This window comes from Halobacillus sp. AWH4_228, from assembly GCF_056158365.1.
Window position 1 is genome coordinate 363145 of sequence record NZ_JBSWTE010000001.1, and the last position, 20613, is coordinate 383757.

Annotated in this window: 25 protein-coding genes; 19 read left to right on the plus strand and 6 right to left on the minus strand. The window is 47.5% G+C overall.

The window, feature by feature from the left end; all coding sequences use genetic code 11:
• Positions 1 to 11: 11 nt before the first annotated feature.
• From allB to ACXADP_RS01975, 11 genes are all read left to right on the plus strand, one after another.
• Positions 12 to 1430, plus strand: a complete 1419-nt coding sequence (gene allB, locus ACXADP_RS01925) for an allantoinase AllB (protein WP_474970680.1) — start codon at positions 12 to 14, stop codon at positions 1428 to 1430.
• Positions 1430 to 2173 (plus strand): oxygen-insensitive NADPH nitroreductase, encoded by a 744-nt coding sequence (gene nfsA, locus ACXADP_RS01930; protein ID WP_474970681.1) that lies wholly within the window; start codon positions 1430 to 1432, stop codon positions 2171 to 2173. The genes allB and nfsA overlap by 1 nt, the downstream gene beginning before the upstream one ends.
• A 21-nt stretch (positions 2174 to 2194) precedes the next feature.
• A complete protein-coding gene (locus tag ACXADP_RS01935) occupies positions 2195 to 3478 on the plus strand; it encodes a CapA family protein (RefSeq protein ID WP_474970682.1) in 1284 nt (427 codons plus the stop codon).
• Between the two features lie 183 nt (positions 3479 to 3661).
• Positions 3662 to 4663 (plus strand): LacI family DNA-binding transcriptional regulator, encoded by a 1002-nt coding sequence (locus ACXADP_RS01940; RefSeq protein ID WP_474970084.1) that lies wholly within the window; start codon positions 3662 to 3664, stop codon positions 4661 to 4663.
• Between the two features lie 26 nt (positions 4664 to 4689).
• Positions 4690 to 5643 (plus strand): sugar kinase, encoded by a 954-nt coding sequence (locus ACXADP_RS01945; protein WP_474970683.1) that lies wholly within the window; start codon positions 4690 to 4692, stop codon positions 5641 to 5643.
• A 9-nt stretch (positions 5644 to 5652) separates the two neighbouring features.
• Positions 5653 to 6309, plus strand: coding sequence for a 3-hexulose-6-phosphate synthase (gene hxlA, locus ACXADP_RS01950; protein ID WP_474970684.1), 657 nt, complete (start codon positions 5653 to 5655; stop codon positions 6307 to 6309).
• Positions 6272 to 6829 (plus strand): 6-phospho-3-hexuloisomerase, encoded by a 558-nt coding sequence (gene hxlB / locus ACXADP_RS01955; protein ID WP_474970081.1) that lies wholly within the window; start codon positions 6272 to 6274, stop codon positions 6827 to 6829. Before hxlA ends, hxlB begins: the two co-directional genes overlap by 38 nt.
• Positions 6830 to 6841: 12 nt before the next feature.
• Complete coding sequence (locus ACXADP_RS01960) at positions 6842 to 7498, plus strand: bifunctional 4-hydroxy-2-oxoglutarate aldolase/2-dehydro-3-deoxy-phosphogluconate aldolase (RefSeq protein ID WP_474970080.1); 657 nt, start codon at positions 6842 to 6844, stop codon at positions 7496 to 7498.
• A 31-nt stretch (positions 7499 to 7529) separates the two neighbouring features.
• Positions 7530 to 8561 carry a TRAP transporter substrate-binding protein gene (locus ACXADP_RS01965; protein ID WP_474970079.1) on the plus strand — a complete coding sequence of 344 codons (1032 nt, stop codon included), beginning with the start codon at positions 7530 to 7532 and terminating at the stop codon, positions 8559 to 8561.
• A 70-nt stretch (positions 8562 to 8631) separates the two neighbouring features.
• Positions 8632 to 9108, plus strand: coding sequence for a TRAP transporter small permease (locus ACXADP_RS01970; RefSeq protein ID WP_474970685.1), 477 nt, complete (start codon positions 8632 to 8634; stop codon positions 9106 to 9108).
• Positions 9105 to 10394, plus strand: coding sequence for a TRAP transporter large permease (locus tag ACXADP_RS01975; RefSeq protein WP_474970686.1), 1290 nt, complete (start codon positions 9105 to 9107; stop codon positions 10392 to 10394). The genes ACXADP_RS01970 and ACXADP_RS01975 overlap by 4 nt, the downstream gene beginning before the upstream one ends.
• 112 nt (positions 10395 to 10506) lie before the next feature.
• On the opposite strand, the gene ACXADP_RS01980 is transcribed toward ACXADP_RS01975, so the two are convergent.
• Positions 10507 to 11400: a ferritin family protein gene (locus ACXADP_RS01980; RefSeq protein ID WP_474970687.1), complete on the minus strand. Its 894-nt coding sequence runs from the start codon at positions 11398 to 11400 to the stop codon at positions 10507 to 10509.
• Between the two features lie 222 nt (positions 11401 to 11622).
• Positions 11623 to 11922 (minus strand): hypothetical protein, encoded by a 300-nt coding sequence (locus tag ACXADP_RS01985; RefSeq protein ID WP_281658755.1) that lies wholly within the window; start codon positions 11920 to 11922, stop codon positions 11623 to 11625.
• Positions 11923 to 12092: 170 nt separating this feature from the next.
• Between ACXADP_RS01985 and ACXADP_RS01990 the strand changes: the two genes are divergently transcribed.
• The 4 genes from ACXADP_RS01990 to ACXADP_RS02005 all read left to right on the plus strand — a co-directional run bounded on the left by ACXADP_RS01990 (position 12093) and on the right by ACXADP_RS02005 (position 14684).
• Positions 12093 to 12599, plus strand: a complete 507-nt coding sequence (locus ACXADP_RS01990; RefSeq protein WP_474970688.1) for a hypothetical protein — start codon at positions 12093 to 12095, stop codon at positions 12597 to 12599.
• Positions 12600 to 12721: 122 nt separating this feature from the next.
• Positions 12722 to 13078, plus strand: a complete 357-nt coding sequence (locus ACXADP_RS01995) for a hypothetical protein (protein ID WP_474970689.1) — start codon at positions 12722 to 12724, stop codon at positions 13076 to 13078.
• A 410-nt stretch (positions 13079 to 13488) separates the two neighbouring features.
• Positions 13489 to 13743, plus strand: a complete 255-nt coding sequence (locus ACXADP_RS02000) for a hypothetical protein (protein WP_474970071.1) — start codon at positions 13489 to 13491, stop codon at positions 13741 to 13743.
• 503 nt (positions 13744 to 14246) lie between these two features.
• Positions 14247 to 14684, plus strand: coding sequence for a GNAT family N-acetyltransferase (locus ACXADP_RS02005; RefSeq protein ID WP_474970070.1), 438 nt, complete (start codon positions 14247 to 14249; stop codon positions 14682 to 14684).
• Between the two features lie 319 nt (positions 14685 to 15003).
• Here ACXADP_RS02005 and ACXADP_RS02010 read toward each other — a convergent pair whose 3' ends face one another.
• On the minus strand, positions 15004 to 15195 hold the full coding sequence (locus ACXADP_RS02010; protein ID WP_474970690.1) for a hypothetical protein: 192 nt from the start codon (positions 15193 to 15195) through the stop codon (positions 15004 to 15006).
• A gap of 327 nt (positions 15196 to 15522) precedes the next feature.
• Between ACXADP_RS02010 and ACXADP_RS02015 the strand changes: the two genes are divergently transcribed.
• Entirely contained in the window at positions 15523 to 15735 is a 213-nt protein-coding gene (locus ACXADP_RS02015) for a hypothetical protein (protein WP_474970067.1), read from the plus strand.
• Positions 15736 to 15842: 107 nt separating this feature from the next.
• Here the strand turns inward: ACXADP_RS02015 and ACXADP_RS02020 are convergent, their stop codons facing one another.
• Positions 15843 to 16841 (minus strand): tRNA dihydrouridine synthase, encoded by a 999-nt coding sequence (locus ACXADP_RS02020; protein ID WP_474970066.1) that lies wholly within the window; start codon positions 16839 to 16841, stop codon positions 15843 to 15845.
• 301 nt (positions 16842 to 17142) lie between these two features.
• Here ACXADP_RS02020 and ACXADP_RS02025 point away from each other — a divergent pair, with 301 nt between their 5' ends.
• Positions 17143 to 17772, plus strand: a complete 630-nt coding sequence (locus ACXADP_RS02025; RefSeq protein WP_474970691.1) for a hypothetical protein — start codon at positions 17143 to 17145, stop codon at positions 17770 to 17772.
• Positions 17773 to 17817: 45 nt separating this feature from the next.
• Here the strand turns inward: ACXADP_RS02025 and ACXADP_RS02030 are convergent, their stop codons facing one another.
• Positions 17818 to 18177: a hypothetical protein gene (locus ACXADP_RS02030; RefSeq protein ID WP_474970064.1), complete on the minus strand. Its 360-nt coding sequence runs from the start codon at positions 18175 to 18177 to the stop codon at positions 17818 to 17820.
• Positions 18178 to 18378: 201 nt separating this feature from the next.
• Here ACXADP_RS02030 and ACXADP_RS02035 point away from each other — a divergent pair, with 201 nt between their 5' ends.
• Both ACXADP_RS02035 and ACXADP_RS02040 read left to right on the plus strand, forming a co-directional pair.
• Positions 18379 to 18711 (plus strand): PadR family transcriptional regulator, encoded by a 333-nt coding sequence (locus ACXADP_RS02035; RefSeq protein WP_027955969.1) that lies wholly within the window; start codon positions 18379 to 18381, stop codon positions 18709 to 18711.
• On the plus strand, positions 18708 to 19466 hold the full coding sequence (locus ACXADP_RS02040; protein ID WP_474970693.1) for an HAAS domain-containing protein: 759 nt from the start codon (positions 18708 to 18710) through the stop codon (positions 19464 to 19466). The genes ACXADP_RS02035 and ACXADP_RS02040 overlap by 4 nt, the downstream gene beginning before the upstream one ends.
• A 42-nt stretch (positions 19467 to 19508) precedes the next feature.
• On the opposite strand, the gene adhP is transcribed toward ACXADP_RS02040, so the two are convergent.
• On the minus strand, positions 19509 to 20531 hold the full coding sequence (gene adhP / locus ACXADP_RS02045; protein ID WP_474970694.1) for an alcohol dehydrogenase AdhP: 1023 nt from the start codon (positions 20529 to 20531) through the stop codon (positions 19509 to 19511).
• Positions 20532 to 20613: the final 82 nt, after the last annotated feature.

The following is a 20613-nucleotide window of genomic DNA, read 5'->3' on the forward strand; positions in this document are numbered from 1 at the left end:
GAGGATGCAGGATGTGGGATCTTAAGATTATAAACGGCAGAGTCGTAAGCAGCGGTCATGTGAACGAACACACCCTCTATATCAAGGATGGGAAAATAGGAGCGGTCACCTCAGAAGACAACGGGGAAGAGGCGTCGAGGGTTATTGATGCATCCGGAAAATATGTCCTGCCGGGACTTATCGATACACATGTCCATTCCCGTGACCCGGGTCCAACCTATAAAGAAGATTTTGCTCATTCATCACGAGCAGCCGCAGCGGGCGGCATCACCTCTATTTTTGAAATGCCGAACACGACACCTCCGGTTGACGGTCCGGAACATTTCGACCTCCAGCATCAAAACCTTCAGTCCAAAGCCTATGTCGACTTCGGCCTTTGGGGCATCTGTCTTGGTTCTTTGAACAACGATCAAATCCAGGCATTGAACGAAAAGGGTGTGATCGGCTTTAAATTCTTCTGGGGCTATGCTGTTCATAGTGAAACGTACCAGTTGATCTACAACTACAAGCCGGGAATGGAGAACGTCATCGCTCCTTTTAACGATGGTGATGTATTCGAAATGATGCAGGAAGTTGCTCAGACCGGTAAAATTTTTGCGGTTCATGCAGAAAATAACGACCTGATTCAAACATTGACGTCACTCGTAGAGAAAAAGGGAGGGCGTTCCTATGAGGATTTAATTGCTGGACGGCCGGATCTGGCAGAGCTGCTTACGGTGAATACTGGAATCGAGCTCGCTAAAGCGTCAGGAGTGCGTTTCCATGTGCTGCATGTCAGCTCGGAAGCAGGCGTCAAAGCAGTAAAAAGAGCTCAGGAGGAAGGGTATCCGGTTACAGTGGAAACCTGTCCCCACTATTTATTTCTATCCAACGAAGACTATCCTGAAATCGGACCACAGATGAAAGTTTATCCGCCGGTCAAATATAACCAGGATCAGGAGGGAATCTGGGCCGGGATTAAGGATGGGACGATTTCGCACGTCTGTTCTGACCATGCCCCTCACACCGAAGAAGAAAAGGAGGGAGATCTCTGGTCCATCCCGGCCGGCATGTGCGGGGTGGAATCAATGGCCTCTCTCATGCTGAATGCTGTTAACCAAGGGGAAATTTCTATTACAGATTTTGTACGGTTGATGGCGGAAGAGCCGGCCCGGATGTTTGGAATATATCCACAGAAGGGATCGTTGCAGCCGGGGACCGATGCAGATATCACCATTGTTGATCTCGATCAGGAGATGATCATCCAAAAAGAAAACCTTCATAGTAAAAGCAAGGTAACGGCCTTTGATGGCTTTGCTGTAAAGGGCGTGCCGACGGAAACCATCGTACGAGGGGCGATCGTCATGCAAAACGGTGAGATCACAGGGGATAAGGGTTTTGGTCGTTTGGTAAAGCCGGTGGTAAATAAGCAGAAGCAGGTGCAGCCGTGATGGAGTACCCGGAGGCCCGCTCTCTTCTGCAAAGCCACCGCTCCATCAGGCGTTTCAAGGATACGGCGGTGCCACAGAATATTATCGATGACTTGATTGAGTCGGCACGCTGGGCCCCCACATCCCATAACGTACAGGCCTACAGCATCATCGGCATTCGAAGCCAAGAGATGAAAGAAAAGCTGCAGATCTTGTGTGGGGATCAGTCGTACATCGGCCAATGCCCGATTTTCTTTGTTTTTGTTATGGATTTCTATCGTCACGCTCTGATTAGTGAACGACAAGACGCCCCTTTTGAGGTGGATGAAATCGAAAACCTGCTTGTAGGTGCTGTGGATACGGCACTTGCCTCTGAAAACTTTCTTCTCGCTGCCAGGTCTTATGGTCTTGGCGGGGTAATGATCGGAGGGATTCGTAATGAAGCCGAACAAGTATCCTCCCTTTTGAACCTTCCGAAATGGACAGTACCGCTGATGGGGATGTGCATCGGGTACCCGGATCAGTGGCCGAAGCAGAAGCCCAGGATGGTGAAACAAGCCGTCTATCATGAGGAATTCTATCAGACAGATGGAGTAGAATCTCTGTTAATTGAATATGAACAAATCACATCCACTTATTATGCGGAAAGAACGAATGGCAAAAACTCCAGAGGCTGGGGCAGGCGTATGGTGGATTATTTTGGGGAGAAAAGAAGAGCAGAGTTGACGGATTTCATCAAAAAGCAGGGGTTTTCTCTAAAATGATGGCTGACAGGGGGAAAGGACATGAGGATGATCATGACGGGGGACAGTTTCATTGCCCGCCGGATCCCGGATAAGGATGCCCGTGCTGCGGAGTTGAGACAGTGGATGGCAGATGCTGACGTGCGTTTTACAAATCTGGAAATCACAACGCATAAAAAAGAGGGATACCCATCTCCTGTGAGTGGAGGGACGTGGGCCATGGCTTCCCCGTCCGTTTTGGATGATCTGAAAGATTACGGGTTTAATTTATACAACTGGGCCAACAATCATACGATGGATTATTTATATGGAGGCTTGAAGAGGACAGAGGAAGAATTGGACGCAAGGGAGATGGTCCATGCGGGAGCAGGCCAATCGCTCGCCTCCGCATCAGAACCACGTTACATAGAAACAGAAAAAGGCAGAGCAGCACTGATTGGAGCTACGTCCACCTTTCAGGATTTTTGGAGGGCGGGTGACGGGAATGCTTATATTCCAGGAAGACCAGGGGTCAATCCTCTTCGTCATGAAGAAATGATACATATTTCTAAAGAGGAGATGGAAACATTGGTCTCCATCTCCAACCGGACTCATTTGGATGCTGCCAAGGAGCTTGATATAAAAGAGGGGTTCCTGCCCCCTGATCCTGCCGGCAGATTTGCATTTGCGGGTCGGACGTTTAAGGAGGGGGACAGGGCCTTCATCGAGCGCAGCCCCCACCCGGCCGATATGGAGCGGCTCATCCGCACTGTGAAAGAAGCGGAACGGCAGGCGGATTATGTGATTGTCAGCCTTCATTCTCATGAAATGGATGGAGTGGACAAAAACAAGCCGGCCGATTTTATAAAAGAATCCGCCCGAAATTTAATTGATGCCGGGGCTCATTGTATCGTAGGACATGGTCCTCATGTGGTCCGCGGAATTGAAATCTATCAAGGGAAGCCTATTTTCTATAGTCTTGGTAACTTCATCTTCCAGAACGATTCCGTAACCCATCTGCCGCGCGACTTCTTTGAAAAATACGGGATGGATGCTGATTCTTCGGCCGCTGATGGGTTCGATAAACGCAGCGCAGGCGGCACGAAGGGGCTTGGTGTTAACCCTTTTGTATGGGAATCGGTGATGGCCGGTATGAGTTGGGAAGGCGGCCGCTTAACGGGAATTGAACTGCAGCCGATCGATTTGGGGTTTCATGAACCGAGGTACCGGAAGGGCTGGCCGGAATTATCCCGCAATGAAGAAGTGTTGCAGAGGATTCAGCGTCTTTCAAGAGAGTTTCATACAGAAATTATGATTGAAAATGGAAAAGGATATGTCCGATTGTAAATAAAAGGAACATTGAAACAGCAGACCATGTCTGCTGTTTTTGTTTGTAAAAGGAGCACCGTGATTTTTCTATCAATTTAGAAAATATCAAAAAACCTCTTGTAAAACGCTTACATTAAATTTATAATACAACTAAATCGATTTACTAAACCGATTTAGTAAAACAGAAATGTGGAGATTCCAATGAAAAAGATAACTATCGCAGACGTTGCGAAACAAGCAGAAGTATCTAAAAGCACCGTTTCGCAGTATTTGAATAAACGCTATGACTACATGGGAGAAAAAACGAAGCAACGCATCCAGAAGGCCATTGAGGAGCTTGGCTATCAGCCGAACTTCGTGGCACGGAGCTTGAAGCAGAAGTCCACGAAGACGATCGGCGTCATCGTGGCGAATATCCTGCACAACTTCACGACAGAAGTGACAAGGGCAATTGAAGACGCCTGTCACGGTGCAGATTTTCACACGATCATCTGTAATGCGGATGATGATCCGGTGAAGGAGAAGCACTACATCGAAATGCTCCGGGCCAAGCAAGTGGACGGGCTTATCATTTTCCCTACCGGAGATAACCGCGACTTGTACCAGCAGATGCTGGACGCGTCTTATCCGGTCGTCTTTTTGGATAGGAAGGTGGGAGAAATGCCGGTGACCGCCGTTATGCTGGATAACGAAAGGGCGGCAGAGCTTGCGGTCGACCACTTCGCTGAGAAGGGATACGAGCGGATCAGCATGGTGACGACATCGATTTTCAATCATGTCACGCCGAGGATGGAGCGGATTGAAGGGTATAGAAGCGCCCTCCGAAAAAACGGTCTGGCCGTTGAGGAGGAATACATCGTCAGCGCCGATCAGGATGAGATGCAGGAGGCGTTGGAGAAGCTCCTGCAGACGGAACAGCCGCCGGATGCGATTCTTGCCGGAAACGATCTCGTACTGATCGAAGTATTGAAATATGTGAAGCACAAAGGTCTACGGGTACCGGAGGATCTCGCCATCATCGGCATCGATGACGTATCGTTCGCAAGCTTCTATACGCCGTCGATTACAACGGTCGCCCAGCCGACGTTCAAAATGGGACGCATGGGTGCAGAGCTTCTGCTGGATAAGATCGAGAAGAAGGATAAACAGATGAGTCCGTTCTACCGCTTCGAGCCGAAGCTGATGGTCCGGGATTCCGTCTAATGAGTCTACAGGGAGGAGGAATGGACATGAACGACGTGATGACGATCGGGGATGCGATGATCACCTTCGATCCAACAAAGAACGGCCCGCTGCGGCATGTGCATACATTCGAACGAAAAGCAGGAGGGGCGGAATTCAATGTTGCCATCGGCTGTGCCCGCCTTGGTTTGAAAACGGGGTGGATCAGTCGCCTCGGAAATGACGAGTTCGGCCGGTACATCCGCAACACGGCCCGTGGGGAAGGCATCGATATTTCTGCGGTCAAGCTGATGGACGGCTATCCAACGTCCTTGAACTTTAAGGAAATCAAGGAGGATGGCAGCGGGAGTACGTTTTATTACAGGCAGAACTCCCCGACGAAGACACTGACTGAGCAGACGCTCGACATTGAAGCCCTCCGCAGGACGAAGGTGTTACATATTACCGGGGTGTTTGCGGCCATTGAGCCGGAGAAAAACATCCCGCTGTTGAAACGGGCGGTGACCGTCGCCAAGGATCACGGTGCTCTCATTTCCTTCGATCCGAATATCCGTCTCAAACTGTGGAGCCGTGAGGAAGCGAGAAAAGCGCTGACGCAGCTGCTGCCTTACGTCGATATTATGCTGACGGGCGTAGAGGAAGCGGAACTGCTGCTTGGTGTGGAGCGTGAGGAAGAGATCGTTGCCGCGTGCCAGCGCTATGGCATTTCAACGGTTGCGATCAAGCAGGGGAGTGAAGGAGCGTTCGCTTCGATGGACGGAGAATCACTGCGGCTGGCCGCGGTCCCTCCGAAAAAGGTTGTCGATACGGTTGGTGCAGGAGACGGGTTTGATGCCGGCTTCATTTACGGCGTCCTGCACGGCTGGTCGTTGAAGCGGACGCTGCAGTTCGCCAACACGATTGGATCGATGGTCGTCAGTGTGTACGGAGATAATGAAGGCCTACCGGAACTGGAAGATGTCCTTGTTCAATTAGGTGAACGAGAATTAGTGGAAAGGTGATGTGAGAAGATGAACCTGCAGCTGGCCCTCGACCGCCTGACTAGGGAAGAATGCTTTCACATTCTTGATGAAACCGCTTCAACTATCGACTGGATCGAAGTTGGAACAGGGGTCATCAAGGAATACGGGATGGCGGTCGTTCGTGAGATCAAAGACAGATACCCGGATAAAACGCTCGTCGCAGATATGAAGACGTGTGATGCAGGAAAACATGAAGCTGCCCAGGCGTTCCGCGCCGGTGCTGACATGACGACGGTCATGGCGTTTTCCGCCGATCAGACGATCGTCGATACGCTGAAGATGGCGGAAGAAACAGGAGGCAGAATCATGATTGATCTGCTTGGCGTCACCGACCCGGGACGGATCGAGGAGCTGACCGGACTGGGTGTCGATCTAGTCAGCCTCCATTTCGGTAAAGACATGCAGCAGACCGGTGATATGAAAAAAGAGGATCTGTTTTCGCTCGTAAAGGAACACCCGGATTTGGAAGTCGCGGTCGCCGGTGGGATTAACGCCGATTCCCTTCCCGGGATTTTGAAGGAAGGGCCGGATACGATCATTGTCGGTAGTGCGATTACGAAACAAGCCAACACGAAAAAAGCGGCGGAGTCCCTGAAAGGAGCCATGAATGACTATGAAAACCACCATCAGTACAGTCAGCGGTGAAATCCAGGAAGTGCTGGCCAATGTAGATGAATCCCAGGCCGGAAATCTGGCGGATCAGCTGCAGAAAGCAAAGCGGATTTTCGTTTCCGGCGAAGGGCGGTCCGGCTTGATGGGCAAAGCCTTCGCGATGCGTCTCATGCACGCCGGCTATACCGTCTACGTTACCGGAGAGACGATTACACCGAACATCGAAGCAGGTGACCTGCTTGTCGTCATTTCCGGATCTGGAACGACCGGATCCTTGAAATCCTTTGCCGAAAAAGCGAAGGAAGCAGGAGCAGCCATTGCCGCTGTGACAACCAATCCAACGTCCCCCATCGCTGAGCTCAGTGACTCGGCACTCGTCATCCCGGCAGCTACGAAAAAACGACTTCCGGATGAACCGGCAACCATTCAGCCACTCGGCAACCAGTTCGATCAATCGGTGCATCTGTTGCTGGATGCCGTAATCATTCAGGCGGTATCGGATCAGGAAGATTCCAACGAACAAATGACGGCACGCCACGCGAATTTGGAATAGGAGGGAAAGCCAATGAATACAGCAGAACGTTTGAAGCAGGCCCGGATCATCCCGGTCATCCGCCAGGCAGATGAAACGAATATCCTGAAGATTGCTGAAGCTCTCGTCAACGGCGGTATCCAGGCGATTGAAATCACCGCAGAAACGAAGGGTGCGGCGAAGCTTATCCGTAAAACGGCCGATGCTTTTGAAGGGAAGCTGCTCGTTGGAGCAGGAACGGTGCTTGATCCGGAGACAGCGAGAGAAATGATTGCAGCCGGTGCGGCCTTTGTCGTTGCTCCAACACTGAATGTGAAAACCATCGAGCTCGTCCACCGATATGGTCTGCCGTGTATTCCAGGCGTTTTGACACCAACGGAAATCCAGACCGCGCTGGAAGCAGGAGCCGGAACGGTGAAAATTTTCCCCGCGGGCACAGTCGGTCCTTCCTATATCAAAAATGTGCTCGGCCCGCTCCCGCAAGTGTCCATCATGGCGACCGGCGGCATCCATCTCGAGAATATGGAAGAGTACTTCGCCAATGGAGCCGGAATCGTCGGCATCGGAAGCCAGCTTGTGAAAGCTTCTGCACTGAAGACCGACAGCGATTATCAGGCACTCCAGGAAAAAGCGGAAATGTATGTGGATCGTGCCCAGCAGTTTTACGAGCAATTGGCGCTTCATGTGTAAGCGGATTCAAATATAAAGGAGGACGTAAAAAGTGAAAAAGACCTTATCTCTATTGTTGTTCATGTTGTTCGCCGGGGTATTCGTTTTAGCGGGATGCAGTGGTGGCGAGGAGGAAGCGAGCGGAGAGACGGGTGACGGAGACAAGCTGAAAATCGTCGCCGCCCACAACCAGACGTCTCCGGAGAACCCGTATCAAGTGGGAATGGAAGCCTTTAAGGAAACGGCTGAAAGCGCGGACGCCAACATCGAAGTGGAAGTTCACGCCGGAACTCTTGGAACGAGTGAATCGGAACTTGTGGAAAAATTGAAGCTCGGTGCAGCAGATGTTGTGCTCGTATCTCCAGGCTTCATGTCCAAGACGGGCATCGAGGAAATCGATCTTTTCGCCCTTCCTTACGTCTTCGAAAACTATGACCACTGGGAAAGTGTCGTGGACGGGGAAGTCGGTGAAACGATGGCCGAGACGATCAATGAGAAATCGAACAACGACTTCAAACTGCTCGGCTACTGGTCCGCGGGTGTCCGTCACTACTACGGCAAAAAGCCGCTCGAATCCATGGCTGATCTGGAAGGCATGAAATACCGCACACAGACATCCGGTGCCGTCGCGAACTACTGGGAAGAAACCGGTGCTGTTCCGACATCTGTCGCCTGGGGTGAATTGTATCAAGGTCTTCAGCAGGGGGTTGTCGATGCAGCAGAAAACTCCTACCCATACTTCGTGCAGCAGAACCATCACAAAACAGATAACGGCAAATACATCACAGAAACCGGCCACGACTATACGACACGCTTTCTTTTGATCAACGGCAAGAAGTTCGAGAACTACAGTGACGAGCAGAAGCAGGCGATCATGGATGCTGCTGAGGCGTCTGTAGAAAAAGAACGTGCCGAGGTGAATGAGCAGGAAGAAGCATACAAACAGCAGGCGATCGATGACGGAGCAGAAGTGAACGAAATCGACCGTGAGCCGTTCATGGAGATTGCTGAACCGATCCAGGATACACGTGCCGAAGAAATCGGCGTGACCGATCTTTTAGAGAAAATCAGAGAAATAAAGTAAAGAAGGGAAGCCCGGGCACGGTCGCTGTGCCCTTTCCTTTTATCTTCTTTGAACCAAGGAGGTTCTGATATTGATTAAATGGTTAGAAAGAATTCAGCTGACCGTCGGCGTCCTGTTTCTGATCACCTTTTTCGTCACCATCATCATCCAGGTGGCCACCCGGTTCATGGGCGTTTCCGCTGTCTGGACAGAAGAAGTCGCCACGTATTCATTCATTTGGTCCGTCTTTATGGGAGCAGCTGTCATGTTGAACAGAAGAGAGCATTTCCAATTCGACTTCCTGTTGAAGAAGCTGAAAGGAAAGGGGAAAAACAGCCTTTACCTGCTTAATGATCTTATTCTACTCGTATTCAGTATTGCGATTTTCTATTACGGCATCGAAGCGTGCCAGAATTTCTGGAACTACAACTGGGTCTCCCTGCCACAGGTGAAAATGGGCTACGTCTGGATTTCCGTTCCGATCATGGGTGGTACGATGGCCATCTACACCCTCGCCCACATCATCCGTAACGTGAAAAATTTCAACACCCAGGAGGTGGCAGAATGATTGGTCCTATCTTAGTCTTATTGTTCGTTCTGTTGATGATCATCGGCATTCCGATCGCCTTTGTCATCGGAATCGTGGCCATGACCGGGATCATCAACGTGCCTTACATTCCTGAAGTCACCGTCCCTGTCAAAATGCTGAACGGACTCGATTCCTTCGTGCTGCTGGCGGTACCATTGTTCATTCTCGCCGCGAACTTGATGAACAGCGGCCAGATCTCGCAGAAGCTCATCGACTTTTCACTGTCGATGGTCGGCCACATCCGCGGAGGACTTGCACACGCCAATATCTTAGTATCGATGCTGTTCGCCGGTGTATCCGGAGCGTCCCAGGCGGATACCGCGGGGGTCGGGAAAATTTTGATTCCGAATATGAAAAAGCAGGGGTATGACACAGGCACCGCAGTCGGTGTGACCGCTGCCTCCTCAACGATCGGAGTCATCATCCCGCCAAGTATTCCGATGATCATTTATGCCGGGCTGACGAACGTGTCGGTCGGAGCGTTGTTCCTTGTCGGGATCATCCCAGGCGTGCTCATCGGGATCAGCATGATGGTCATCGTCTACATACTGGCGCTGAAACGCGGGTATCCGACGTATCAGAAAGCATCGATGTCCAATTTCATGAAGCAGTTTCTCGACGCTATTCCTGCACTGATGACGCCGGTCATCCTGATTGGCGGCATCATCACAGGGGTTTTCACAGCGACCGAAGCGGCTGCATTCGCCTCCATCTATACAGTCATCGTCGGGATGTTCTATTATAAGACGTTGAAGCTGAAGGATTTCCCGAAAATCCTGGTCGATACGCTCACATTGAGTTCCTTGTCCCTCTTCGCTCTGGCGGCTGCCAACGCCCTCGGAGAATTGATGAGCTACTACCAGTTGTCCATGTGGGCCGAGCAGTTCTTTGCCAATAACATCGACAGCAAGTGGGTCTTCCTGCTGATCATCATCGCTTTCTTCCTGTTCGTCGGTACGTTCATGGATGCGATACCAGCCATGATCCTGTTCATTCCTGTTGTGCTTCCAGTGGCGCTGACGTTTGATATCAGCCCTGTCCTGCTAGGGATCATAACGATCATGACGCTCGCCGTCGGCCTGGTGACGCCACCGTATGGGCTGTGTCTGCTGTTGGCAGCGAAAATCGGAAAACTGCCGATTGAACGGTCGTTTAAGGCTGTCGTTCCGTATATTACGGTCGTCGTCATTGTCCTGCTCGTCGTCGCATTTATTCCGAGTGTCGCGTTCTATATTCCGGAGATGATTAATCCGGGGATGTTTTGAATGAAGAGGTGGAGAATTTTCTCCACCTCTTCTTTTATGAGAATAACCATATCCATGATAAAAGGGAGAAGAGGACAGGTCCTTTTCTCCCTTTTTGAATTTTAGTAGAGTCTCACTCTCCGGCCAGCCCTCGTTCAAATGCAGCCAGGTGATTCACAGACGCATTGCGCAGCTGGGTGAAGACAAGGCGGGCATCCTGGGGGATCGTCAAACTCAGAAACCTGTCATACATCGCTATGTTGTCGATTTCCCCCTGCACTCCCGCAGCATAAGCCGCCTTCAAATTTTCCGGAGTTGTAACATAGGAGGCGGACACATCCGCCGGCACAGGCACCTGATACCGTTGGAAAAGAGGTTGGAGTGCATTGATGTGCCGCAGTTCTGCTTCTTTAATCCGAGCAAATGTCCGTACATTCCCGAAATTAGCGAGAACATCATCATACCTCGCCTGGGCGAAATACTCATCCTGAATAGCGTAGGTGAGCATTTGCGGAAAAGTTAAGGACGATGCGTTCAAGGCGCCTTTCGCTCCATAGTCCTCCAGTTGTCTATAGGCGGGGCGGGCATTTGCATCTGTATGCTTCATAAAGGATAAAAACCAAACGGCATGATTTTGTTCATCAGCGGCGGCTCTCCGGAATCGGTCTTTTGTCATGGGATCCTGCGCGTTATCGGCGATGTCCAGGTAAAAATCTACGGCGCCCTGTTCATCCTTGAAGGCATAGTCGACCGCTTCCCTGTATTCATCGGGGCATTCCTCGGTCATTTGGTACGACGGCTGCTTTCCTGTCAGGCGGGCATAAATGGCTGTGAATTCTGCAAGGTGCCTCATTTCATCTCTGCGTATTTCGAGGATTCTTTTTCTTTCTTCCGGATCAGGTGCCATTTTGGCCATTTTCTTATAGCAGGATACAGCACTATATTCGGCATTGACGGCTTTCTCCATATCCTTTAACAGCTGAGGATCAGTCCCGGTTCTGTAAAAAGCATAAGGATTTGGATACATCGTAGTCCCCCTTCACTTACATAATGACTTTATCTTATGTATATGGTAGAACAGGATGTACATGACGTAAGTGCCGGGGATCGTTTATGACCTGCATGTCTTTTAGGAATTTCTCAACAATTTGAATCTATTTTGACATGGGGATCTGATATTTTCGTAGGAAGCTGAAAAATAAAAAGCATCCGGCTCAGCGAATGCTTCCACATGTAGATATTCTTCTCATTACGCAGGAACAGCGGACTTTTTCCTACGTAAAATGCTTGCTCCAACGACGATGAACGTCAGCATGATCAACACCCACATCGTGTCGCGGTATGTAGACAGGGTAAGGCTCTGGATGATGGAGTGATAACTCTCGAGCAGCAGCCAGCCGATTGGCAGAATAGGAGCGGCGGTGGCCATCGACTTGTTGAGGACTTTCTTTCCCTGTTCGGTTCTTCCTGCTTTTCCCCACGCAAAGGTAAACAAAATGACGAGAAAATAGATGAAAATCGGAATCAATACTACACCTGTAATGAACATCCTTCAGCCTCCTTACTACGTATACGGATAATCATCTCTTTTGTTTCAATAAATTCCCAATATACAAACAATGCTTATACGATGATCCGAATCCAGCCCTTCACGCCTATGAATATTGATGATACGGTTTATGGAGTTTTCATACATAAGAAGCAGGGAGGAAATAACGTTTGAAACACGCCCTATGTTCAGCTTTTATTTTTATTCTGCTTACGGGTTGTCAGCATCAATCTGTGGAAGACGTGATTGAAGCTGGACACAGCTCGTCTATGGAAGTCACGGAAGTTGTGGATGTGACAGACTTTGGAGACGCGAAAATGGTTTTGTATCTTACTGATCAGGAAGGAGTAAATATCAAGGTTAGTGCCCTTGTTAAGAAGTGGCATGGCTGGGACTTAAGAAGCACCACAGGTTTTTCTGCCTCGGAGAACGAATTATACGCAAGGCACAGCAGGTGGCGCGTGCTGCCTGAGGAGGATCCCTTCAATGTTCTATATGGGATGGTCACCAGCAGGGAGATCGATTCCGTCGAAGTGGAAACGGATGATGGCTTTATACAAATCCATCTGCATGACACGGGGATGGGGAGGGTTTTTTATGCCCCGAATACCACCTCACCCGTGAGGGCACTCGATCAAGAGGGAAACGTTCTATACGAGGAAGACTTATCAGGGTGACTTCACTTGTATGATGGATGAAGATTCTTTTAAACGGCATTGGGGGAGATTACAGGACAGAGCTTACGTTGAATCATAATCACCAATAGTAAATGACGGTAAAAGCAATGGAGGTACAGAATTTGAAGAAATTATTTTTCTATTTGTTTATTGTGATGTTTGTCATGGCTGGGTGTACAAACCAAACCATCATGTTGTCAGGTGAATCCAGCAGCTGGGAGGGAAAATACATAGCAGATAACGCACCAGATTCAGAAAACGGGGAATTTACGTTCCATTACAATAAAGAGGAAGAATTGAAAGACTTGAAAATTACGATCAATGAGGGAGAAACTGTTCAAACATGGGCAGAATTGGATAAAAGAACAGTGACGATCTCTTCTCAATGTTCAGGCTGTACGCCTGAAACAGGTGAACCTATCAGCGGGGAAATTCAATGGGGCCGTCCGCAGCAAACAGAAAAACTAACACTGGAGTAAATTTTAGCGAGCGCAATTTTAGAATTATGGATATTAGAATCATATGTTAAATGTTTTGCATCTTTAACTAATGAAATTGACCTTTGAACCCCCATCAGCATCGAATGCTTACAAGCCGTCGATGCTGATGGGGGTTCAATATTGGTAAGTGTCTAATGTTCTAACACCACTGTTTTTTGCTAATCTTGAAGACTCAACTTCCTTATATTAGGTATTTTGAAACTAAATTGGAGAAGTAGCGTATGAGTAATATGAGGAGTTTCAATATAGGTGAACGAGGATAACTATCGTACTTCTAAAATGGAGGTGTTGGACCGTTATGAATACTGGAAGCCAACATAAACTGTTCAATGATTCTATAGCCAACAAACAAAACATTGAAGGTTATCCTATTGAGTGGGGGAAAGAAAATGAACATTAAGGTGGTACTCTTAACGCTTCTTCTTTTCCAACTCTTATATTTATCGGTAAAAGTTAAAAATGATAAACATATCAAACATTATATACCTGCCTTTATTATAAGTGTAATTACAGCTTGGTCTATTTATAAAACCTTTACTCTGAGTGGGTTTGAAGGTATCAACTCAGCTATTTTTTCTGCTGTTGGACTATTCGTTTCATTTGTCTTTACCAAACATCCTCCGTTTTTAAAAGCCAAAATATAATGTCTTGAAACTGACCCTAAAAGAAGCGATTTTTTAATATAAGCAATCGATTCTTTAAGGGTCAGGTTATTTGAAGAGCCTGATTCCAGATATTCTTTTAAGATGTATTTCGTATAGACTTGAGTTGAAAATAATTATTTGAAATAATTGGAATTGATTTATAAGTTGCTCATTCTCTACATATGGGGAGGTAGAAGAAGTTGCTAAAGTCTGAGTTTGCCAATAGATTCATAAGTTTACTTGCTCTTTGGGGGTTAGTGACTTTTGTGTTAGTAAATGATAACGGTATATCTGTAGATAACACGGCTTTACTAATCCTTACCATTGTTTTAGCGATTTTGGGCACAACTTATCATTTATATAAATTATTTCTGAACAAGGATTAAGTAATGAACATCTTGAAACCAAACCTTCCTGTTACGTCGGATTTACTGTAGCAAAGGAAAACGTCTCTTTTACCAAATCCAGAATGTATAACTCAACTGTTAACGGGGGAGATCAAGTTGAAAGTACAAAGGATAAAAGCAGAACAAACTTATAACCTCCGACACAAAATACTTAGACCTCATCAACCGTTCGAGGCATGTCAATATCATACAGATCATGACGATGATGCTTTCCATATCGGGGCGTTTAATGATGAAGGTTTGATAAGTGTGGCTTCTTTTTATCTTGAATCCCATCCTGAATTTCGAAGCTCTCATCAATATAGATTAAGGGCTATGGCTACTGTGGAAGAGTTTAGAGGTATGGGAGCGGGGAGGGAGGTAGTGAATTTCGCCGAGAGGGATTTGAGAGAACGTAAAGCTGACTTTCTTTGGTGTAAAGGAAGAACTTCTGTCCAAAAATATTATGAAAGGCTGGGATTTAAGCCTTTTGGAGAAGTTTTTGATTACCATCCAATTGGTCCCCATGTCATTATGTATAAAGTTATAAAATAGAAAGTTAAGAACTATTTATCCAATATTCACCTATAATTTAAGTCTTAAGCTGACGGGTGATCCTATGTCTGAAGAGAATGAAAAAGAAATCTTACATGAAATGAAGAAAATGAATGAAAAGCTTGATAAATTAAATGAACCTAGTCCATTCACAACGCCGGTTATAATTGTAGTCGGCATTGCCGGACTTTTACTTTTGGCACCATTGTTAGTCGATGTGCTCGTATCTATCCTATAGAATGGAGTACCGCAGCGATGGAAGTATCGCGAATTCTATTCTCCCTGTAACAGGGACGTTTGTTCAATTAAAGCCATTGTTCTATATTCTTAGAATGAATTGACTCAGTATAATCATTACAAGTAATAGACCAATGCCTAACACACTGTATCCAAGATGTTTACGTTCTGACAAGTATTCTCCTTGAACAGCTTTCCAATCTGGATAAAAAAAGCTGATCACTCGGACAGCTATTATACCAATCATAACTAAAACGACAGCTAATACTTCCATTCATTTACCTCCTTTTACATATCCAGTATCCTTTTCCTTTCTGTGTAAAACTAAGTGGGGGATGTTTGTTGTCGTTTATAAATGTATCTTGTAATGGAGTTTTATAAAAACGGGGCGATTATTCAAAATATAATCGCTTTTTTTATCTGAATATAGGCCCGGGTTGTGCAAGACTCGGTGGCGGGAAGAATAAGCACATAATTAATATGGGCGATTTTTCCATAAAACTGCATATTTGGTATGATACATTTGCATCTTATTGATTCATTCATCAAATCACTTTGAAAAATGAAGTGAAACCACAATAGCTGAGAGAGGGGAATGCAGATGTTTTCAAAGGGGAAAACCACAACGGGAAAATGGCTGGCTTATTTAGGGTTATGGATGTTTGCTGCGGGATTTGCATTTAGTGAAATTATAGGAATTGAAGGTACTCCAAGTTTGTTAAGGTCTGCATCCATCCCAATGATTGTAATAGGAATATTGATGTTAATCATATCAAACTTCTTCAATGAGGAACGTTATAAAAATGAAGGATAGCAAAAGGTGGGAGATCTCACGACTAAGTCTTCAAGGATTGGAGGCATTAGTTGAATAACCCAAATAATAAAAGAGGAGAACCGATAAGGCTCTCCTCTTTCGTCTGATTAAGAAATCGTGAATCCTTCTTCTTCCTTTATGCCGCCTTTTTCCTCGAACTCATCAAGCAGCGCACGCACTTCATCCGTGGAATGGGTGCCCATCAGCTGATTTCTCAGCTCACCGGCTCCACGGAATCCGCGCACATAAATTTTGAAGAAGCGGCGGAGCGGTTTGAAAAGACGCGGCTCCAGCTCTTCGGAATACTTGTCGTGAAGATCCAGCTGCAGACGTAGAAGGTCCAGCAGTTCATCACTTGTGTGTTCCTTCTTTTCCACTTCGAAGCAGAACGGATTGTGGAACACACCGCGTCCGATCATGATGCCGTCGACGCCGTATTTTTCAACGAGCTCCAGTCCCTTTTGACGGTCAGGGATGTCTCCGTTGATCGTGATCAGCGTGTTCGGAGCCACTTCATCGCGAAGCGCCATAATATCAGGGATCAGCTCCCAGTGGGCATCGTAGTTACTCATTTCCTTCTTCGTACGAAGGTGGATGGACAGGTTGACGATGTCCTGTTCCAAGAGGTGCTTCAGCCATGGACGCCATTCGTCGAGGTTCGTGTAGCCAAGACGGGTCTTCACGCTGACAGGCAGTCCGCCGGCTTTCGCTGCATCAATGACTTCAGCAGCCACTTCCGGACGGCGGATCAGGCCGGAGCCTTTTCCGTTCCCGGCTACGTTCTGAACCGGGCAGCCCATGTTGATATCAATCCCACGGTAGCCCATCTCCGCCATGCCGATACTCATCTCGCGGAAGTATTCAGGTTTGTCTCCCCAAATGTGGGCGACGATCGGCTGTTCATCCTCTGTGAACGTCAGGCGGCCGCGCACGCTGTCCTTCCCTTTCGGATGGCAGTAGCTTTCTGTATTTGTAAACTCAGTGAAAAACACATCAGGTCGTGCCGCTTCCGTCACCACATGACGGAACACAACATCTGTCACGGCTTCCATCGGCGCTAGAATGAAAAACGGCCGGGGCAGCTCATGCCAAAAATTATCTTTCATAATATATCTGAACCCTTTCTTTATGAGAAGTTTGATTCCCAAAGCTAAAAAGCGACGCTATCTATATCCATTACCATATTGAATGGATTTCAACCAGTATATACTTTAATAGTATCTTACGAAAAGTGCAAGGGAACGAGATGGTTTGGCTGGGTATAAATGCACATGAAGTCATATTCTGCGTAATGGGTGAAGGGGTATCTTTTTTATGGAATAGGTCTTACTCAAAATTCCGGCACATCGAATTCCTTATTATGGTAAAATTTACGCATGAGTAATCCGGAGGGGCAGGAGGAAACTTATGAATAAAGCGGGGAAATGGATTCTAATCACGATTGGTTCTATGGCAGCTTGTATCGGGCTCCTGATCGTTATCTTTATCATCGATATGACACCAAATTCATCAAAAGAAGAAAAGGTGAAGGAAAAAGCAGCCGCTTACTTGGAAGAGACGTATTCCGGTCAAATGGAAATCTACGATACGCTGTACGATAACATGGGAAACTTCGCTGGATTTGAGTACGCTGCCAAGGTAACGAATAATGATAACGACGTGAGCTTCTTAGTCTATGAAGATGGAAGCAGCGGCAGGATGGTCGACGACTATGCGGTCAGATATTACGAAGATCAATTGTATGACATGATCATTGACGATATAGAACAGAGGTTTAGTCCTATTGGGATGGTCACGGTTTCATACGATGAAGGGATCCAGAGAAAATTTCAGGGTGAAGTAGACCTTCCGGAGATTCGTGAACTGGAAGCTTCTCCGTCCATCATCGTCTGGCTCGATCGGGACGCGGAAGAGGGCGATCAAAGAAGAGTGGATGAGTTAATGGATATCTTGAAAAATGAGCTCGAAATCCCTCATGCCGGGCTGAAAGTGGATGATCAAAGTTTCGAAAAGGAAAATATTATAGAAGAGTATTGAGAACGTTTGAAAGCAGAACAGGAAGAGGACGCATCTGTTCTGCTTTTACTCCGAAGAATAATCTTCTTTCTGCTTTTTTCTTAAAATAATAACCTCGATCAATTTAAATACGATATAGGCACCATACAATATAAAAAATACGTCCCTCCACATGGTGTTTGTTATAAAATCGAAGTTTCGGAGCATTCCGGTCGTCAGAATGATGAGCGCACTGATCTGAAAGATGTGGATCCAGTGCGTTCTTTTGCCAAAGGGATCAAAGGCTTCGGAGCACATATAGACACCACAAAAGCCTAAAAAATAATAGTTTAAGGCTATCGTTTCCTCAGGCAGGTCGTCATAATACAAGATAAAAGGTATTTCCACTATTGCAACACTAAGTAATCGAAGAATCACGTTACCCATGTCCTTTCTGAAACTCCTTCCATCATTAGAGTAGTACCTGTAAAGACTTCAAAAGTATTTATAGGAAATATTTACAAGTATCCTTGAAATAAATGGGTTAAACCTGTAAGCTTAAACTAACTTGCATAACAATATAGAACGTTTTTATTTTTTTGCCTGACTACCTTGCAATGCAAGAATGATGGAGAGGGGAACGTCTGGATGTCGTCGAGCCAAATGTTGAAAGGGATTCTGGAAGGCTGTCTGCTCGCCATTATCGGTAAAGGGGAGACCTACGGCTATGAAATGATTGAAAAACTGAACGGCTATGGCTTTTCCATGGTCAAGGAGGGAAGCATTTACCCGCTGCTTCTGCGAATGAAAAAAGAAGGGCTGGTTACCACAACGAAGAAAAAGCATCCGTCCGGCGGCCCGCAGCGGAAATACTACGCCATTACCGAAGAAGGCCGGCACGAACTGGAAGCTTTCAAAATCCGGTGGAAAAGCATTTCTGGTGGCGTTGAGAATTTACTGGAAGGGGAAGAGCGTATATGACTTTATCAGAGGAAAGCCGGGAATTCGTCGATCATCTAAGGCTGTATCTGCTTACGAGTGGGAGGAATGAAGCCGAGGTTGAAGAGATTACAGAAGAGCTTGAGGTTCACCTCCTTGAAGCTGAACAAGAAGGAAAAAGCACGGAGCATATCACTGGAAAGTCTCCGGAAACGTATATAAAGGAACTGGCGGGGGAGATGCCTTTGGATAAGAAACAGATCGCCGGATGGATCCAGGGGTTTATCCTCGGTATTGTCGCCTTCCTGCTGCTTGGAGATGCTCTGGAAGGGGAGCTGTCGTATTCGCTTCTCGAACTGATCGGCTATCCTGTCATCGCCCTGCTTTATTTAGGAGTCATTATTTTGTCCTTCCGCTACGTATCCTCGAAGCGTCCGACGAAGAGAAAGGAATTCACCTTCTATGCGGTCATCAGCAGCGGATTTATGTTATTGTTCATGGGATTGATTTTCATGGATCAAATGCTTTCGATACCGGCTGTATGGGCGGCTGGACCGACAGCGGAGGGGGTCATCCTCGTTTTATCCGCTCTGACCCTTGCGGCGCTCTCTTGGAAGTGGAAAAGCTTCTTCTTGGTTTTCGTGGCGCTGGTCTACTATGTGCCGCCTTTGCTCCTGGAAGCAGCAGGCGTCCAGGCTGATACGAGCCTGATGGTTGAAGCGTTCCTTCCTTTAGGGCTGATCTTTTTGTATATCGTGATTCATACCTTTATGGAAAAAAGAAAGCAGACGACATAAAGAAACCGCCCGTGCCGGAGCAGGCGCGGGCGGTTTTTATGTTTAGTGCTGATGGAAATCGATCACCATTCGGCCTTGGATTTTACCCTGTTCCATTTCCTCAAAGACGTCCTGAACTTCGTGAAGGTGGCGTGTCTGTACGACAGGAACGACTTTTCCTTCGGCTCCGAATTGGAAGGCCTCTTCTAAATCCTTACGCGTACCGACGAGAGAGCCGATCACTTCAATGCCATCAAGGACGAGTCGTGGAATGTTCAAATCCATCGTTTCAGACGGCAGTCCGACCGCTACGACTTTACCGCAGGCGCGGACGGCATCGACAGCAGAGTTGAACGCTTGTTTAGAAACCGCCGTAACGACAGTGGCGTGCGCACCGCCGAGCTGCTCCTGGATGATTTTCTCTGCATCTCCATCCGTTGTTGGATTGATCGTCATGTCGGCGCCGATCTCTTTGGCGAGGGCGAGCTTATCGTCATTGATATCGACCGCAATCACTTTGGCGTTGAAGACGTGCTTGGCATATTGGATGGCAAGGTTGCCCAAGCCGCCGCAGCCGTAGATGGCGATCCATTGACCGGCTTTCACGTTAGATACTTTGATCGCTTTATACGTCGTCACGCCGGCGCAGGTGATGCTGCTGGCCTGCGCCGGATCGAGTCCGTCGGGTACTTTTACCGCATAATCAGCTGTCACGATGCACTGCTCGGCCATACCTCCGTCGACACTGTATCCGGCGTTCTGGACATTCCGGCAGAACGTTTCCCGTCCGGTCGTGCAGTATTCACAGCGTCCGCAGGCATGGAACATCCAGGCGATGCTCACCCGGTCGCCGACCTTCAAGCTTGTGACATCATCAGCGATTTGTGAAACAACGCCGATGCCTTCATGCCCAAGAACACGACCTTCGACATCACCGAAATCACCGGCAGCGACGTGCAGGTCCGTATGGCAGACCCCGCAGTATTCCACATCGACGAGGGCTTCCCCGGATTGCAGTGGACGGACATCCTTTTCGATAACCTCAACGTTGGCTTTCGCATGTGGATTGACTACAACAGCTTTCATATGCGTTTCCCCCTTATATTCAATGAATAATGAAATGGTGTGTGGAGAAGATCTTCCTTACATATTCATCATAGCACCATAA

Bases quoted from the DNA above. Each gene is read 5' to 3' on its own strand.
- hxlA (WP_474970684.1), top strand. From the start codon at position 5,653: ATGAACCTGCAGCTGGCCCTCGACCGCCTGACTAGGGAAGAATGCTTT.
- ACXADP_RS02030 (WP_474970064.1), bottom strand. From the start codon at position 18,177: ATGGGTAACGTGATTCTTCGATTACTTAGTGTTGCAATAGTGGAAATA.
- nfsA (WP_474970681.1), top strand. From the start codon at position 1,430: ATGGAGTACCCGGAGGCCCGCTCTCTTCTGCAAAGCCACCGCTCCATC.
- ACXADP_RS01940 (WP_474970084.1), top strand. From the start codon at position 3,662: ATGAAAAAGATAACTATCGCAGACGTTGCGAAACAAGCAGAAGTATCT.
- ACXADP_RS02015 (WP_474970067.1), top strand. From the start codon at position 15,523: ATGTTTTCAAAGGGGAAAACCACAACGGGAAAATGGCTGGCTTATTTA.
- ACXADP_RS02040 (WP_474970693.1), top strand. From the start codon at position 18,708: ATGACTTTATCAGAGGAAAGCCGGGAATTCGTCGATCATCTAAGGCTG.
- adhP (WP_474970694.1), bottom strand. From the start codon at position 20,531: ATGAAAGCTGTTGTAGTCAATCCACATGCGAAAGCCAACGTTGAGGTT.
- ACXADP_RS02010 (WP_474970690.1), bottom strand. From the start codon at position 15,195: ATGGAAGTATTAGCTGTCGTTTTAGTTATGATTGGTATAATAGCTGTC.
- ACXADP_RS01935 (WP_474970682.1), top strand. From the start codon at position 2,195: ATGAGGATGATCATGACGGGGGACAGTTTCATTGCCCGCCGGATCCCG.
- ACXADP_RS01960 (WP_474970080.1), top strand. From the start codon at position 6,842: ATGAATACAGCAGAACGTTTGAAGCAGGCCCGGATCATCCCGGTCATC.
- ACXADP_RS02020 (WP_474970066.1), bottom strand. From the start codon at position 16,841: ATGAAAGATAATTTTTGGCATGAGCTGCCCCGGCCGTTTTTCATTCTA.
- hxlB (WP_474970081.1), top strand. From the start codon at position 6,272: ATGACTATGAAAACCACCATCAGTACAGTCAGCGGTGAAATCCAGGAA.
- allB (WP_474970680.1), top strand. From the start codon at position 12: ATGTGGGATCTTAAGATTATAAACGGCAGAGTCGTAAGCAGCGGTCAT.
- ACXADP_RS02035 (WP_027955969.1), top strand. From the start codon at position 18,379: ATGTCGTCGAGCCAAATGTTGAAAGGGATTCTGGAAGGCTGTCTGCTC.
- ACXADP_RS01945 (WP_474970683.1), top strand. From the start codon at position 4,690: ATGAACGACGTGATGACGATCGGGGATGCGATGATCACCTTCGATCCA.
- ACXADP_RS02025 (WP_474970691.1), top strand. From the start codon at position 17,143: ATGAATAAAGCGGGGAAATGGATTCTAATCACGATTGGTTCTATGGCA.
- ACXADP_RS01980 (WP_474970687.1), bottom strand. From the start codon at position 11,400: ATGTATCCAAATCCTTATGCTTTTTACAGAACCGGGACTGATCCTCAG.
- ACXADP_RS01985 (WP_281658755.1), bottom strand. From the start codon at position 11,922: ATGTTCATTACAGGTGTAGTATTGATTCCGATTTTCATCTATTTTCTC.
- ACXADP_RS02000 (WP_474970071.1), top strand. From the start codon at position 13,489: ATGAACATTAAGGTGGTACTCTTAACGCTTCTTCTTTTCCAACTCTTA.
- ACXADP_RS01975 (WP_474970686.1), top strand. From the start codon at position 9,105: ATGATTGGTCCTATCTTAGTCTTATTGTTCGTTCTGTTGATGATCATC.